Source organism: Rhodanobacter sp. B05 (assembly GCF_002001085.1).
Taxonomy (GTDB): domain Bacteria; phylum Pseudomonadota; class Gammaproteobacteria; order Xanthomonadales; family Rhodanobacteraceae; genus Rhodanobacter.
Genome location: NZ_MUNU01000014.1, coordinates 226,428 through 241,197 on the forward strand (window position 1 = coordinate 226,428; position 14,770 = coordinate 241,197).

Below are 14,770 nucleotides of genomic sequence, written 5' to 3' on the forward strand. Positions count from 1 at the left end.
CAGGCAGGCGGCAGTGTGAGGCACTGGCCGCTGCCACTCTGTGACAGAAATCTCAGCCGGTCCGCACCGTGTACTTGCGCGCCACGTAGTCGTCCAGGATGCCGACGAATTCGTTGGCGATATTGTCGCCGCGCAGGGTCATCGCCTTCTCGCCATCGATGAACACCGGCGCCGCCGGCGCCTCGCCATTGCCGGGCAGCGAGATGCCGATGTTGGCGTGCTTGGATTCGCCGGGGCCGTTGACGATGCAGCCCATCACCGCCAGGGTGAGGTTTTCCACGCCGTCGTATTTGACCCGCCACACCGGCATCTGTTCGCGCACGTGTGCCTGCACCGTCTGCGCCAGCTCCTGGAAGAACTCGCTGGTGGTGCGACCGCACCCGGGGCAGGCAGTGACCAGCGGCGTGAACGAGCGCAGGCCCATGGTTTGCAGCAGCTCCTGCGCCACGATCACCTCGCCGGTGCGCGAGGCGCCCGGCTCGGGCGTGAGCGAAATGCGGATGGTGTCGCCGATGCCTTCCTGCAGCAGCACCGCCAGGGCCGCGGCGGAGGCCGTGATGCCCTTGGAGCCCATGCCGGCCTCGGTCAGGCCCAGGTGCAACGCGTAGTCGCAGCGCGCGGCCAGGTCGCGGTACACCGCGATCAGTTCCTGCACGCCGGAAACCTTGCACGACAGGATGATGCGGTCGCGGGCCAGCCCAAGCTTCTCGGCCAGCGCGGCCGAATCCAGCGCCGAACGCAACAGCGCCTCGCGCGCCACATGCGAGGCGTCCCAGGGATCGGCGCGACGCGCGTTCTCGTCCATCAGGGCAGTCACCATCGCCTGGTCGAGCGAGCCCCAGTTGGCGCCGATGCGCACCGGCTTGTCGTAGCGCAGCGCCTTTTCGATGATCGAGGCGAACTGGCTCTCGTGCTTCTTGCCGAAACCCACGTTGCCGGGATTGATGCGGTACTTGGCCAGCACCTCGGCACAGGCCGGCTCGCGTTCCAGCAGTTGATGACCGTTGTAGTGGAAGTCGCCGATGATCGGCACCTCCACCCCCATCATCGCCAGCCGTTCGGCGATGCGCGGCACCGCCGCCGCGGCGGCCGGCGTGTTGACCGTGATGCGCACCAGCTCGGAACCGGCGCGGGCCAGTTCGGCGATCTGTTTCGCGGTGCTGGCCGGGTCCTCGGTGTCGGTATTGGTCATCGACTGCACCACGATCGGCGCACCGCCACCGACCTTCACCTTTCCGATCCGTACGCCTACACTCTCCCGACGTGGATATGGCTCGGCCGAGCGCGGTTTCCGGGTAGCAGGTTCACTCATGAGATCAACCGAATACATGGCGCGACGGTGCGCGGCGACGCCGGCAAGGATACCTGATAGGCGCTCCGGCCGATGAAGACCCGGCCCCCGCGGGCGCGGTAACGGGACGAATTGCCGCATCCGGTTGATCGCCGTCAATGCGGGCCGGTTCTTCCTCGACAATACTCGGAAACCTGATCGGGAATCCTGCATGCCTAACACCGAGTACTACAACGACAAGGTAGTGCGCCAGTTCCTGCTGGCCGCCGCCGTCTGGGGCATCATCGGCATGTCGGTCGGCGTCTACATCGCCGCCGAGCTGATGTGGCCGGCGCTGAATTTCAATATCCCGTTCATCACCTTCAGCCGGCTGCGTCCGGATCACACGTTCGGCGTGATCTTCGCGTTCGGCGGTTCGGCGCTGATGGGAACCTGCTACTACGTGGTGCAGCGTACCGGCCATGCCCGATTGGCGCTGGGCAAGCTGGCCGGGTTCACGTTCTGGGGCTGGCAGCTGATCTGCGTGCTGGCGATGACCACGATGCCACTGGGCATCACCCAGAGCAAGGAATACGCCGAGCCGGAATGGTTCATCGACATCCTGATCGCGGTGGTCTGGGTCAGCTTCGGCGTGGTGTTCTTCGCCAGCCTCGCGCGCCGACGCATCAAGCACATCTACGTGGCCAACTGGTACTACGGCGCGTTCATCATCGCCGTCGGCCTGCTGCACATCGTCAACAACCTGGCCCTGCCGGTGTCGATGTGGAAGTCCTACCCGATCTACTCGGGCGTGGTCGACGCGATGGTGCAGTGGTGGTACGGCCACAACGCGGTGGCGTTCTTCCTCACCGCCGGCTTCCTCGGCATGATGTATTACTTCGTGCCGCGGCAGGCCAAGCAGCCACTCTGGAGCTACCGCTTCTCGATCGTCAATTTCTGGGCGCTGATCTCGGTCTACATGTGGGCCGGCGCGCACCACCTGATGTACACCGCCCTGCCCGACTGGGTGCAGTCGGTCGGCATGGCGTTCTCGCTGGTGCTGCTGATGCCCAGCCTGGGTTCGGCGGCGAATGGCCTGCTCACCTTCAACGGCTCCTGGCATCGACTGAAGACCGACCCGGCCGCCAAGTTCATGGTGATGTCGCTGGTGTTCTACGGCGCCGCCACGTTCGAAGGCTCGATGATGGCGATCAAGACGGTGAACTCGCTGTCGCATTACACCGACTGGACGATCGCCCACGTGCATTCGGGTTCGCTCGGCTGGGTGGCGATGATCACCATCGGCTCGCTGTACGCGATGGCCCCCCGCGCGCTGGGTCGCCCGGAGATGCACTCGCGCAGCGCGATGGAATGGCACTTCTGGCTGCACATGGTGGGCACCCTGCTCTATGTCGGCGCGATGTGGACCGCCGGCGTCACCGAGGGCCTGATGTGGCGCGCCACCCAGCCGGATGGTGCGCTGACCTACGGCTTCCTCGACAGCCTGATCGCGATCAGGCCGATGTACCTGATCCGCTGGGCCGGCGGCGTATTCATCCTGTCCGGCATGTGGGTGATGGCCTGGAACCTGTGGCATACCGCCGCCGACGCGCGCGCGCGCCTGATCAAGCCGATCCCGGTGCCGATTCCCGAGCCGGTGCCGCATCAGGTACCCGCCCCGCTGCCTGCGGCCGGTTGAGGAGGGCGTCATGGCTTACAAGCATTTCGAAGCAATCGAGAAACACGCCGGGCTGCTCGGTGTCCTGATCGCGATCATGGTCTCGCTCGGCGGCCTCGCCGAGATCACCCCGCTGTTCATGGAGGCACACTCGGTGAAGCCGCCGCCTGGCGTGCAGCCCTACGACGCGCTGCGGCTGATGGGCCGCGACGTGTACGTCGAGAACGGCTGCTACCTGTGCCACTCGCAGATGATCCGCGCCCTGCGTTTCGAAACGGAGCGCTACGGCCACTACTCCACCGCCGCCGAATCGGTCTACGACCGCCCGTTCCAATGGGGTTCCAAGCGCACCGGGCCCGACCTGGCGCGGGTCGGCGGCAAGTATTCGGACGAGTGGCAGCGCCTGCACCTGATGGCTCCGCGCCAGCTGGTGCCGCAGTCGAACATGCCGGGCTACCCGTGGCTGGCGCAAAACAAGCTCGATGGTGCCGACGTGCAGGCGCGCATGCGTACCTTGCGACGGCTCGGTGATCCGTACACCGACGCGCAGATTGCCGCCGCGCCGGCCGCCGTGGCCGGCAAGACCGAGATGGATGCGCTGATCGCCTACCTGCAGGGCCTGGGCATCGACAACGAGCCCAGGCCGCCAGTCGGCGGTGCCGCCGCGGCAGGCGCCGCGCCGGCCAGCGACGGGGGCACGCCATGACACCGATGAATCCCGTCTGGGGCCACATCGCCGGCGTCTTCATCGTGCTGATGCTGGTCAGCTTCATCGGCATCTGGATCTGGGCCTGGCGCAAATATCACAAGAAGACATTCAACCGCATGGCACGCCTGCCGATGGAAGACGAGGCTGGCAACGACAATGAGGAGGATCGTCCATGAGCACGGGCTGGTCGCTTTGGGTGATGTTCCTGGTGGTGCTGAACATGGGCATCACGTTCTTCCTGTATCTGTGGGGACCGCGCGCGAAGATCCCCACCCTGCCTGACGGCACCAGCGGCCACGTCTGGGCGCACGGCGTGCTGCGCGAAGGCGTGCGCAGGTTGCCGCTGTGGTGGGTGCTGTTCTCCGGCGCCATGTTCGTGGCCGGCTTCACCTACCTGGCGCTGTTCCCCGGCTTCGGCAGCTTCAAGGGTCTGCTCGACTGGACCTCGCACGGCGAACTGGCCCGCGCCGTGGCGGCCAACGATGCCAGGCTCGACCCGCTGCTGGAGCGCTTCCGGCTGTATCCGGTCGAGCAGCTGGCCGGCGATCGGCAAGCCAGGGCGATGGGCAAGGTGTTGTTCGAGGACAACTGCGCCGCCTGCCACCAGCGCAGCGGCAAGGGCAACATCCTGCTTGGCGCGCCCAACCTCACCGACGACGATTGGCTTTACGGCGGCAGCGGCGACGACATCACCACTTCGATCCACGACGGGCGCAGCGGCGTGATGCCGCCATGGGCCAGCTTGGGCGAGGACAACGTCGACAACCTGGTGCAGTACGTGCTGAGCCTGTCCGGGTCACCGCACGATGCGGCCAAGGCTGCCGCCGGCAAGCCCTTGTTCGCCACCTGCGCCGCCTGCCACGGGCCCGACGGCAAGGGCAACCAGGCGCTGGGCGCGCCGAACCTCACCGATCACATCTGGCTGTACGGCGGCACGGTCGCGGACATCCACCAGACCGTGCACGACGGACGCCAGGGCCACATGCCGGCATGGGGCACGCGCCTGACCGCCGACCAGATCCACGTGCTCGCGGCCTATGTCTATCACTGGTCGCACCCTACTGATGACGACAAGCACTGACCACCACCTGCGCACCGGATCGGCGTGGTATCACCAGCCGGTGGCGTGGCTGGGCATCGCCGTCTTCGTGGCGTCGCTGGCGGGTTGCGTGTGGCTCATCACGGTCAGCGCCCGCTACGCCGATACGCCGCTGACCACCTCGCATGCGGTGTTCGGCGTGCCGGTCAGTGCGCACAGCGCGGCGCGACCGCCACCCGGGCCGCCACCCCAGCCGACGCCATGAGCACCGCGGCGACATGGGCTGACCCGCGGCTCGCCGCCCAGGTGTTGCGCGAGCGGCGCGATGGTTGCAGCGAAATCGCGCTGCACGTCGAGGCGCTGCACGACCCGCGCCAGGTGCTCTGGCTGGAGCAGCGCATCAACGCGCTGGCCGGGGTACGCCGGGTCGCCATCGATCGTGCGGCCCGGCGCGTGCGGGTGGTGTGGCAGACCCGGCGAACTTCCCTGCCGACCCTGCTCGAGAACTTCGCCGCCGCCGGCTGCCCGGCGCGGCCGCTGCGCCATGACGAGATCGAGGATGCGCGTGCCGCCGAGATGCACGACGCACTGAAGCGCATGCTGGTCGCTGGCATGTGCGCGATGCAGGTGATGACCTATGCCTTCGTCATCTACATCGGCGTGGTCGACTTCGTGGATTTCAGCACGCGCAACCTGTTCCGCTGGCTGGGGCTGCTCACCACGATTCCGCTGGTGTTCTATTCGGCGCGCTCGTTCTTCCGCGGCGCCGCGGATGAACTGCGCGGCCACCGGTTCGGCATCAACCTGCCGGTGGCGCTGGCGGTCGTGCTGGTGTTCGCCGCCAGCGTGATAAATACCCTGCGCGGCAGCGGCGAGGTCTACTTCGACTCGGTCAGCATGTTCGTGTTCCTGTTGCTCGGCGCACGCTACCTGGAACTGCGGTCGCGCCATCGCGGCGGCGCGCAGGGTGACGCGTTGATCGACGCGACGCCGCTGCTGGCGCAGCGCCGGCGCGCCGATGGCGAACTGGAAACGGTGGCGGCCCTGAGCCTCGTCCCCGGCGACCGCGTGCACATCGATGACGGCGGCATGGTCCCGGCCGACGGCGTGCTGGAGAGCGCTTCGGTGCAGGTCGACGAGGCGCTGCTTTCCGGAGAATCGCGCCCGCAGCAGCGTCAGCGCGGCGAGCGACTGGCGGCAGGCAGCGTGCTGCTGACCGGGCCGGCGGAGCTGCGCGTCGAGCACGGCGGTACCGACACCGGGGTGGCGCGGCTGGGCACGCTCGCCGCGCGGGCGCGCCAGGCACGTGCATCGCTTGCCGGCAGCGACCGCGATGCGGCGCGCTTCGTGCGCCGCGTCCTGCTGCTGACTGTGTTGACCGCGCTGGGCTGGTTGCTGGTCGACCCATCGCGCGCATTCGACGCCGCCATCGCCGTACTGGTGGTGGCCTGTCCCTGCGCGTTCGCGCTGACCGTGCCGGTCACGCTGACCCGCGCGCTCGGCCAGCTGGCGCGCCACCACGTCCTGGTAACCGATGGCAACGCCCTGCTCGCGCTGGCCCGCGTCGACCGCGCGCTGTTCGACAAGACCGGCACGCTTGCGGTGCCGCGGCTGGATGCCGCCGCCACCGAACCCCTGCGTGGCGATTCGCGCGAGCAGGTGCTGGCGTGGGCGATGGCCCTGGCCAGCCAGAGCTCGCATCCGCTCGCGCGTGCCCTGACCGAAGCCGCACGCGGAAAGGTGACGCCATCGCAGGCGCAGGATGTGCAGGTAACGCTGGCCGCCGGCATCGCCGGCACCGTGGAGGGCCGCGCGCTGCGCCTCGGCCACGCACGTTTCGCGCTGGCCGAAGGCCGGATCGATCCGGAGCTGGCCGATGACGCCCTGGTACTCGCCGACGATGCGGGTCCGCTGGCGCGCTTCCACTTCCATGAGCAGCCGCGTTCCGACGCGGCAGCCACCCTGGAGCAACTGCGTCGCGAAGGGGTTGGCCTGTGCATGGCCAGCGGCGATCATGCCGATCGCGTGGCGGCGCTCGCCGCACGGCTCGACATCGGCGACTGGCACGCAAGCCAGCTGCCCACCGACAAGCTGGCGCGGCTGCGCTCGCTGCAGGCCGATGGGCACACCGTGCTGGCGGTGGGCGATGGCAGCAACGATGCACCGCTGCTGGCCGCCGCCGATGTATCCGCCGCGCTGACCAGCGGCACCGACCTGGCCCAGGCACAGGCCGATCTGCTGTTGCTGGATGGCCGTCTGGACGGCCTGCTGCAGGCCCGCGCGACGGCGCTGCGGATGCACAAGGTGATCGGACAGAGCCGGCGCTGGGCGCTGCTGTACAACCTTTTCGCCGTACCGTTCGCTGCGTTCGGGCTGGTGCCGCCGTGGCTGGCTGCGATCGGCATGTCGCTGAGCTCGCTGCTGGTGGTGCTCAACGCGCTGCGGGTGGGCCACGATCGAACCGACGACGCGACGCCGGGGCGGCCCGGCTCCGGCAGCGCCGCAGCGGTGTCCGCATGAACATCCTGCTGGTACTGATCCCGGTGACCCTGCTGGTGATCGTGGTGGCGGTGGCCCTGTTCTTCTGGGCGGTGAACCACCAGCAGTTCGACGATCTCGACAGTCCCGCGGTGTTGCCGCTGATGGACGAGGCGCCAGCATCCGCAACCGGACCAGAAACACCGTCGGCGACGACCGTGGGAAAAACCGGTCAGCCCGCGGCCGATCCCTGAGTTTCGCCCGAGCGTCGCCGCAATGCCGCCTGCAACAAGCGGCGTTGCACGCGCTCGCTCAGCGTGGCCGGCGCATCCAATCCCATCCGCCGCAACGCTTCCTCCTCGCCCTGGCTGGCGTCCCCCGGCCGGCACACCGCGCGCAGCAACTGCCAACGTCCGCGCCAGCGCTGACCGCCGGCCTTGAGCCATTCCAGCGCCGGCAGCAGGCGCTGCTCGACCTCGTCGAAATCGCTGCCGAACGGGAACACCGGCAGCAGGCCCTTGCGCCGGAACGGCCCTAGCGACTCGTGCAGACGGTGCGGCTGGTGCAGGCGCCATGCCGGCGGTATCGCAAAGTCCGCGGCCAGCTTGCCGTGCGACTTGGCCTCGGCGCACAGCGCATCCAGAAAACGGGCGTCGCAGATCGACAGCATCGCCTCGATGCACTCGCTGTCGCTCTTGCCGCGCAGGTCGGCGATCCCGTATTCGGTGACGACGATATCGCGCAGATGGCGCGGAATCGTGGTCTGGCCGTAGTCCCAGCGGATATTGCTCTCGATGCCACCAGCACGCATGCGGGTGGCGCGCAGCAGCAGCACCGAACGCCCGCCCGGCAGCTCGTGCGCCATCGCCACGAAGTTGTACTGGCCGCCGACGCCACTGACCACCGCGCCGTCCGCCAGCGTGTCGGACACCGCGGCGCCGAGCAGGGTCGCCATAATGCAGGTGTTGAAGAAACGCGCGTCGCGACGTTGCAACATGGCGAGCGCCTGATGATCGCCGTAAAGCTGGTTGACGTTGGACACCGCGCACATGTCGATCGCGTCGGGGTCTGCCGCCTCGGTGCGGCCCAGCCACTCGTACAACTCCTGCGAACCCAGGAAGAACGCGCCACGCAAATAGTGACCGCCCGGCGTGTCCGGGTTCAGCCTCCCGGAGATCGAGGCGCGCTCAAGCGCCAGGTTGTTCCAGCTGCGGCGCTTGAGGATGCCGCCGCGCTGCAGGTGCATGAAGCCGTCCATCACCATTTCGCTGGCGCCGTAAAGGCCAGCCTTCAGCGGGGCAAGTCCGCCGAGCCAACCGGCCTGCGCATGGGTGCTGCCCACCGGGTCCAGCGCCACCAGCATGCAGCGCCACGCGGTGTTCTCGTGCTGGCGCAGCAGCAGCGCCTTGACCAGGGCATCGGACAGCGCGCCGATGCCGACCTGCAGGCAGCCGCCATCCCTGACCAGGGCACTGGCGTGCAGGCCGATCGCGTATTCGGTCAGGTCGACCGGCAGCCGCGGCAGCGCGAACAGGCGTGGCGAGGCCTCCGGGCACAACTCCACGTCGAAATAGTCCGCCGCCACCTCGGCGTCACCCCCCAGATAGGGCAGGTCCGGATGCACCACGGCCACGCACAGCGGCCGCGGCGTGCCGGCCAGTTGTACCTGGCGCAGGAAATCCAGGGTCAGGTCGGGATTGCAGGACAGGCTGTAGTGCACCCCGTCGGGACCTTCGCGTCGTGCCACCAGTTGCACCAGCAGGTTGATGTCCTGTATTGCCAGGTCGCGCGCGACATGGGTGTAGTTCTGGCTGATGTAGCTGCGCTGGGCACTGCCCGAATGCAGCAGCGCGCCGGATTGCAGGTAGAACTCGTGCACGGCCACGTTCGCCGGCAGCGCGTTGCGTGCCTGATCCAGCGTGTACTGCGGATCGACCGCGTCGGCACCGAAGTGGCGATCGAGAAACGGCTGCAGGAATCGCTGCTCCAGCCCGGGCTTCGGCTGCGGCCGGGTCAGCGACAGCGCCGTGTACAGCCGCATCGAACGGGTCGGATCGGCCGCGGTGAGCCGGTACAGCGCATTGAGCAGGCCGTGCGGCTTGCCCAGGCCCAGCGGCGCGGCGATGCGCAGATCCGGACCGAGCGCATCGGCGAGATCGCTGGCGCAGGCTTCGGTATCGCTATGGCGCGGCTTGGCGGGCATGCGCCCGATCATGCCAGAAGCCGCCACGACGGCGCACCGACGGGCCATCGCCTACACTCCTTCACATGCCTACGCCGTTGCTGCCGTCATCCTCGTCCAGTCGCCTGCTGGCGCAGCAGGCGCTCAGCCGCGCCGCCGGTGCGCCCCTGCTCGGCGGCAATGCGGTGGAGTTGCTGATCGATGCGGCCGCCAACTACGCCGCGTGGCTTGAGGCGATTCGCGGCGCCCGGCAACGCGTGCTGCTGGAGAACTACATCATCCGCGACGATGCCGTCGGTCGCGAGTTTCGCGATGCGCTGGTCGAACGCGCGCAGGCCGGCGTGTTCGTGGCCGTGGTGGTGGACTGGATGGGCTGCCTCGGCCAGTCGCGCAGCGGGTTCTGGGCGCCCTTGCGCGCGGCCGGCGGCGAGGTGCGCGTGTACAACCCGCTGCAACTGGGCCAGCCGTTCGGCTGGCTCAGCCGCGATCATCGCAAGTCGCTGACGGTCGACGGCGTGACCGGCTTCCTCTCCGGCGTGTGCATCAGCGCGAAATGGCTGGGCGATCCCGTACGCGACGTACCGCCCTGGCGCGATACGGGCGTGGCGCTGCGCGGCCCGGTGGTCGGCGAACTGGAAGCTGCGTTCGCGCAAAGCTGGGGCGAGACCGGCGCCGCGCTGCGCGAGTTTTCATCCCCGTCGGGATCGGCCACGGCAGCGGGCGACGTATCGCTGCGCCTGATCGCCACCCAGCCCGCCACCGCCGGCATGTACCGGCTCGACCAGCTGGTCGCCTCGCTGGCGAGCAAGACACTGTGGCTCACCGACGCCTACTTCGTGGGCATGGCACCTTACGTGCAGGCGCTGGTGGCGGCGGCCCGCGATGGCGTCGACGTGCGCCTGCTGGTGCCGGGCAGCAGCGACATCCCCGCCGTGGCAGGGATGTCGCGTGCGGGCTACCGGCCGCTGTTGAAGGCCGGCATCCGCGTGTTCGAATGGAACGGCTCGATGCTGCACGCCAAGACCGCGGTGGCCGACGGACAGTGGGCACGGGTGGGCTCGTCCAATCTCAATATCGCCAGCTGGCTGGGCAACCAGGAGCTGGATGTGGCGATCGAGGATGCCGGCTTTGCCGGCCAGCTCGCCGCCCAGTACGAACGCGATCTGGCCAATGCCACCGAGATCGTGCTGGCGCCGCGCCGCCGCGCCGGTCGCAGCGAGCAGGTGCGCAGCAGCGAAACGCGACCGTCCCGCGTGCGCCATGGCGGCGGCAGTTCCGGCCGTGCTGCCGCCGGTGCGTTGCGCATCGCCAACAGCGTGGGTGCCGCGCTGACCCAGCGGCGGGTGCTTGGCGACACCTCGGCCATGCCGCTGTTCCTGGCCACGCTGGTGCTCGCCGCACTGGCCGTGGTGGCGATCCTGTGGCCAGCCTGGATCGGCTGGCCGGTCGCCTTGCTGTGCGCCTGGTTCGCCCTCAATCTGGGCATCCGTGGCTGGCGCGTGCGCCAGCGCCGACAGCGCGGCCAGGGCGAGTCCGAAGAAGCCTGACGGCGGGCAACGCCACCTCAGGCTCTTCATGCGCTTGGTGTTCCAAGCGGATGTTTTTCCAAGACTTGGCCATTCCGCCATGCTAGGCTCCCAGCCCTATGCCAGACCTGTCCGACGACGCCGCGCCGCGGCATGTGCTCACCCCCAGTTCGCTCAACCGGCTGGTGCGCGACCTGCTGGGCGATGCCTTGCCGCAGGTGTGGATCGAGGGTGAGCTCTCCAACGTGGCCAAGCCCGCCTCCGGGCATCTGTACTTCACCCTGAAGGACAGCGGCGCGCAGGTGCGTTGCGCGATGTTCAAGATGAAGGCCTCGCTGCTGCGTTTTCGTCCAGCCGATGGCATGCAGGTGCTGCTGCGCGCAAAGGTCGGGCTGTACGAGCCGCGCGGCGAGTTCCAGCTGGTCGCCGAGTACATGGAACCGGCCGGCGAAGGCGCCCTGCAACGCGAGTTCGAGCAACTGAAGGCGCGACTGGATGCCGAAGGCCTGTTCGAGCAGACGCGCAAGCGCGCCCTGCCCCGGTTTGCCCGGCGCATCGGTGTGATCACCTCGGCCACCGGCGCGGCGGTACGCGATGTGCTGAGCGTGCTGGCGCGACGCTGGCCGCTGGCCGACGTCGAGGTACTGCCGGTGCCGGTGCAGGGCCGCGAAGCGCCGCCCGCCATCGTCGCCATGCTGCGCAAGGCCTCGGCCAGCGGCCGCTACGACGTGCTGCTGCTGACCCGCGGCGGCGGCTCGCTGGAAGATCTGTGGGCCTTCAACGATGAAGCGGTGGCGCGGCAGATCCACGCGAGCAAGGTGCCGGTGGTCTCCGCCGTCGGGCACGAGATCGACTTCAGCATCGCGGACTTCGTCGCCGACCTGCGCGCGCCCACGCCCTCGGCCGCCGCCGAATTGCTGGTGCCGGACGCGGTGGCGATCGATCGCCACCTGCAGCAGTTGCAGCACCGCCTGGCTACCTTGCAGCAACGCCAGTTGCAGGCCCACGCGCAGCGCGTCGACCACCTGCTGGCGCGACTGCAGACGCAGCGACCGCAGGCGCGACTGGCACGCGATCGCGAGCGCCTGCAGCACCTGCAACACCGCCTCGGTGCCGTGCTGCGCGAACAAGGCCAGCAGCGGCATGCCCGGCTGGAACGGCTGCAAGCGCGTCTGCTGGCCCGGCATCCGCGCGCGCAACTACCGCTGCTGGCGCGCCGGCTGGCCGAACAGGATCAGCGCTTGCGCCGCGCGATCACACACATCCTCGAACGCCGGCAGACAGCGCTGCGTCATGCCGGCCACGCGCTGCACGCAGTGAGCCCGCTGGCCACGCTGGAGCGCGGCTACGCGATCATCTTCGACAGCCAGGGACAGGTATTGCGCTCGGCAAGGAACGTGACCGCCGGCACCCCGCTGCGCGCGCGCCTGATCGATGGCGAATTGCCGCTCAAGGTCGGCAAGGACTGATCGAACACATTCACTGAACACGCAGCGCGTCTATGCTTGGTGCGACCTCACCAGCGACCCGCGCCATGCTCAGGAAAACCTATCCTTACTACCTCGCCAACCGGCCGCAACAGCCGAATACCAATCTTGCGGTGCTGGACAAGTACAGCGGCAAGCTTGCCACGCGGGTCGCTCTACCCGATGCAAAGGCCGTCGAGAAAGCCATCGCGGCGGCGGTGAAAGCCGCCAAGCCGATGCGAGACTTCAAGCCGTGGGCGCGCCAGGCCGTGCTGCAGCATTGCGCGCAGCGCTTCGTGGAGCGCCGCGACGAACTGGCTGAGGCGCTGTGCATCGAGGCCGGCAAACCGATCAAGGATTCCGCCGGCGAGGTGACCCGCCTGATCGAGACGTTCCGGATCGCAGCCGAAGAGGCCGTGCGGATCAACGGCGAAACGCTGAACCTGGAACTGGCCAGCCGTCTGGACGGCTATCACGGTTACACCAAACGGGTGCCGCTGGGGCCGGTGTCCTTCATCACGCCGTTCAACTTTCCGCTGAACCTGGTGGCGCACAAGGTGGCACCGGCGATCGCCGCGGGCTGCCCGTTCGTGCTGAAGCCATCGGAGAAGACTCCGATCGGCGCGCTGATCATCGGCGAGGTGCTGGCCGAGACCGACTTGCCGCGCGGCGCATTCTCGATCCTTCCGCTGGACGGCAAGCATGCCGCGCCACTGGTCGAGGACGAACGCTTCAAGCTGCTTTCGTTCACCGGCGGCCAGATCGGCTGGGAGCTGAAGGCGCGCGCCGGACGCAAGAAGGTGGTGCTGGAACTGGGCGGCAATGCGGCCTGCATCGTCGACGCGGACCAGGATCCCCATCTCGACCACGTGGTCGAGCGGCTGGTGTTCGGCGCGTTCTACCAGTCCGGCCAGAGCTGCATCGGCGTGCAGCGCATCTACGCCCACGCGGACATCTACGAAGCACTGAAACGCAAGCTGGTCGCGGCCACCAGGAAGCTCAAGGCCGGCGATCCGAAGGACAAGACCGTCTTCCTCGGCCCGATGATCGACGAGGCCGCCGCCGAGCGCCTGCATGGCTGGATCATGGAAGCGAGGAAGGCGGGCGGCCGGATCCTGTGCGGCGGCGGGCGCGACGGCAACATGCTTGAGGCCACATTGATGGAAAGCGTGCCGGCCGACGCGAAGGCGAACCGCATGGAAGCGTTCGGCCCGTTCGCCCTGCTCGCCCCGTTCACGACGTTCGACGACGCCATCGCGATGGTCAACGATTCCGACTACGGCCTGCAGGCCGGCATCTTCACCGACAGCCTCGACCACGCGATGCGCGCGTGGAACGAACTGGAACAGGGCGGCGTGATCGTCAACGACATCCCCAGCTTCCGCGTCGACAACATGCCCTACGGCGGCGTCAAGCTGTCCGGGCTGGGCCGCGAAGGCCTGCGCTACGCGATCGAGGACATGACCGAGACGCGGCTGATGGTGATGCGCCTCAGCGCTTCGTGACCGCGTCGGCCGCGGCGCTCTGCGGCAACGGCGGCAAGCCGGGCGCGTTCCAGCCCAGCAGGTTATACACGCGGTAGCGCGCGATGCCGAGGTATTCGTGCAGCGCGATGTCCGCGAGCACGAAGTTCGATGCCGACGGCCAGCCGATCAATTGTCCGCGCAGGTAATCGGCGCGTACCGGCGTGGCCACGATGCCGAAGTGGCCGAAATACAGCACGCCGCGGCGCAGGTGCCAGGCCGAGCTGACCAGCCACACCCGCGGTGCATCCAGCCGGGCCAGCAGCGGGCGGGAGAACTGCGCGTTCTGCCAGGTGGTGTTGCTGCGCGTCTCCAGGATCAGATCCTCGGCCGGCACCCCGAGCTGACCCAGCACCGCCCCGTACGACGCCGCCAGCGTGGTGTCCATGTGCGACGGATCGCCGCCGCTGACCAGCAATTTGCAGGCAACCTGCGCCTGCCGGCAGTCGCGGTACAGCACGGCCGCCTCGGTGATCCGGCCATAGGCGCTCATGCTCGGTTCGACCTTGTCGTGCGGCACGTAGACCGAATCGCCGGTGAGCAGCACGATCGCATTGTGCGGAGCCCAATCCAGCGCCGGACGCAACGCATAAGGCGACTCCAGCCGCTGCAGCAGCACGCGCGGCAGCACTCCGCAACCCGTCAGCAGGAACAGCAGCACGGCCAGCGCTCCCGCTCCGACGCTCAGCCAGCGCATGCCGCGCCAACGGGCGAGGCAGCCCAGCAGGATCAACAGCGCAAGGACCGAAAAAATCATGATCGACACCACCGCGGCGAGGAGCGCAGCGTAACCCATGCGGCGCGCCAGCAATCCCTGCCGCGGGTCCGAAGGCTTCCCTGACGACGCGAACTGCGCGACGATCGGCGCCATCTGCGGTTGACGGATCCAGTTGCCCTCG

At 68.3% G+C, this 14,770-nt stretch carries 13 protein-coding genes; 10 read left to right on the forward strand and 3 right to left on the reverse strand.

Going from position 1 to position 14,770, the window contains the following annotated elements; genetic code table 11:
- Positions 1–52: 52 nt before the first annotated feature.
- Positions 53–1,312, reverse strand: coding sequence for a flavodoxin-dependent (E)-4-hydroxy-3-methylbut-2-enyl-diphosphate synthase (gene ispG, locus B0E47_RS08490; RefSeq protein ID WP_077513778.1), 1,260 nt, complete (start codon positions 1,310–1,312; stop codon positions 53–55).
- A 190-nt stretch (positions 1,313–1,502) separates the two neighbouring features.
- Between ispG and ccoN the strand changes: the two genes are divergently transcribed.
- Genes ccoN through ccoS form a run of 7 tightly spaced genes read left to right on the forward strand, consistent with a single transcriptional unit; the run spans position 1,503 to position 7,428 of the window.
- Positions 1,503–2,969, forward strand: a complete 1,467-nt coding sequence (gene ccoN, locus B0E47_RS08495) for a cytochrome-c oxidase, cbb3-type subunit I (RefSeq protein ID WP_077513646.1) — start codon at positions 1,503–1,505, stop codon at positions 2,967–2,969.
- A 10-nt stretch (positions 2,970–2,979) separates the two neighbouring features.
- Positions 2,980–3,654, forward strand: coding sequence for a cytochrome-c oxidase, cbb3-type subunit II (gene ccoO / locus B0E47_RS08500; RefSeq protein ID WP_077513648.1), 675 nt, complete (start codon positions 2,980–2,982; stop codon positions 3,652–3,654).
- A 5-nt stretch (positions 3,655–3,659) separates the two neighbouring features.
- Positions 3,660–3,833: a cbb3-type cytochrome c oxidase subunit 3 gene (locus B0E47_RS08505; protein WP_305775351.1), complete on the forward strand. Its 174-nt coding sequence runs from the start codon at positions 3,660–3,662 to the stop codon at positions 3,831–3,833.
- Complete coding sequence (ccoP, locus tag B0E47_RS08510) at positions 3,830–4,738, forward strand: cytochrome-c oxidase, cbb3-type subunit III (protein ID WP_077513650.1); 909 nt, start codon at positions 3,830–3,832, stop codon at positions 4,736–4,738. The genes B0E47_RS08505 and ccoP overlap by 4 nt, the downstream gene beginning before the upstream one ends.
- Positions 4,722–4,961 (forward strand): hypothetical protein, encoded by a 240-nt coding sequence (locus tag B0E47_RS08515; protein ID WP_077513652.1) that lies wholly within the window; start codon positions 4,722–4,724, stop codon positions 4,959–4,961. The genes ccoP and B0E47_RS08515 overlap by 17 nt, the downstream gene beginning before the upstream one ends.
- Positions 4,958–7,216: a heavy metal translocating P-type ATPase gene (locus B0E47_RS08520; protein WP_077513653.1), complete on the forward strand. Its 2,259-nt coding sequence runs from the start codon at positions 4,958–4,960 to the stop codon at positions 7,214–7,216. The genes B0E47_RS08515 and B0E47_RS08520 overlap by 4 nt, the downstream gene beginning before the upstream one ends.
- Entirely contained in the window at positions 7,213–7,428 is a 216-nt protein-coding gene (gene ccoS, locus B0E47_RS08525; RefSeq protein ID WP_077513655.1) for a cbb3-type cytochrome oxidase assembly protein CcoS, read from the forward strand. Before B0E47_RS08520 ends, ccoS begins: the two co-directional genes overlap by 4 nt.
- On the opposite strand, the gene B0E47_RS08530 is transcribed toward ccoS, so the two are convergent.
- Positions 7,407–9,389, reverse strand: coding sequence for an acetyl-CoA hydrolase/transferase C-terminal domain-containing protein (locus B0E47_RS08530; protein ID WP_077513657.1), 1,983 nt, complete (start codon positions 9,387–9,389; stop codon positions 7,407–7,409). The two genes, ccoS and B0E47_RS08530, sit on opposite strands and share 22 nt — an antisense overlap.
- A 53-nt stretch (positions 9,390–9,442) precedes the next feature.
- Here B0E47_RS08530 and B0E47_RS08535 point away from each other — a divergent pair, with 53 nt between their 5' ends.
- From B0E47_RS08535 to B0E47_RS08545, 3 genes are all read left to right on the forward strand, one after another.
- Entirely contained in the window at positions 9,443–10,903 is a 1,461-nt protein-coding gene (locus B0E47_RS08535) for a phospholipase D-like domain-containing protein (RefSeq protein ID WP_077513658.1), read from the forward strand.
- A 98-nt stretch (positions 10,904–11,001) separates the two neighbouring features.
- The gene (xseA, locus tag B0E47_RS08540; RefSeq protein ID WP_077513660.1) at positions 11,002–12,351 is read left to right on the forward strand and encodes an exodeoxyribonuclease VII large subunit; all 1,350 of its coding nucleotides are present in this window, start codon (positions 11,002–11,004) and stop codon (positions 12,349–12,351) included.
- Positions 12,352–12,416: 65 nt separating this feature from the next.
- Entirely contained in the window at positions 12,417–13,853 is a 1,437-nt protein-coding gene (locus B0E47_RS08545; RefSeq protein WP_077513779.1) for an aldehyde dehydrogenase family protein, read from the forward strand.
- On the opposite strand, the gene B0E47_RS08550 is transcribed toward B0E47_RS08545, so the two are convergent.
- Positions 13,840–14,742, reverse strand: coding sequence for a YdcF family protein (locus tag B0E47_RS08550; RefSeq protein WP_254422869.1), 903 nt, complete (start codon positions 14,740–14,742; stop codon positions 13,840–13,842). The two genes, B0E47_RS08545 and B0E47_RS08550, sit on opposite strands and share 14 nt — an antisense overlap.
- Between the last annotated feature and the right edge of the window lie 28 nt (positions 14,743–14,770).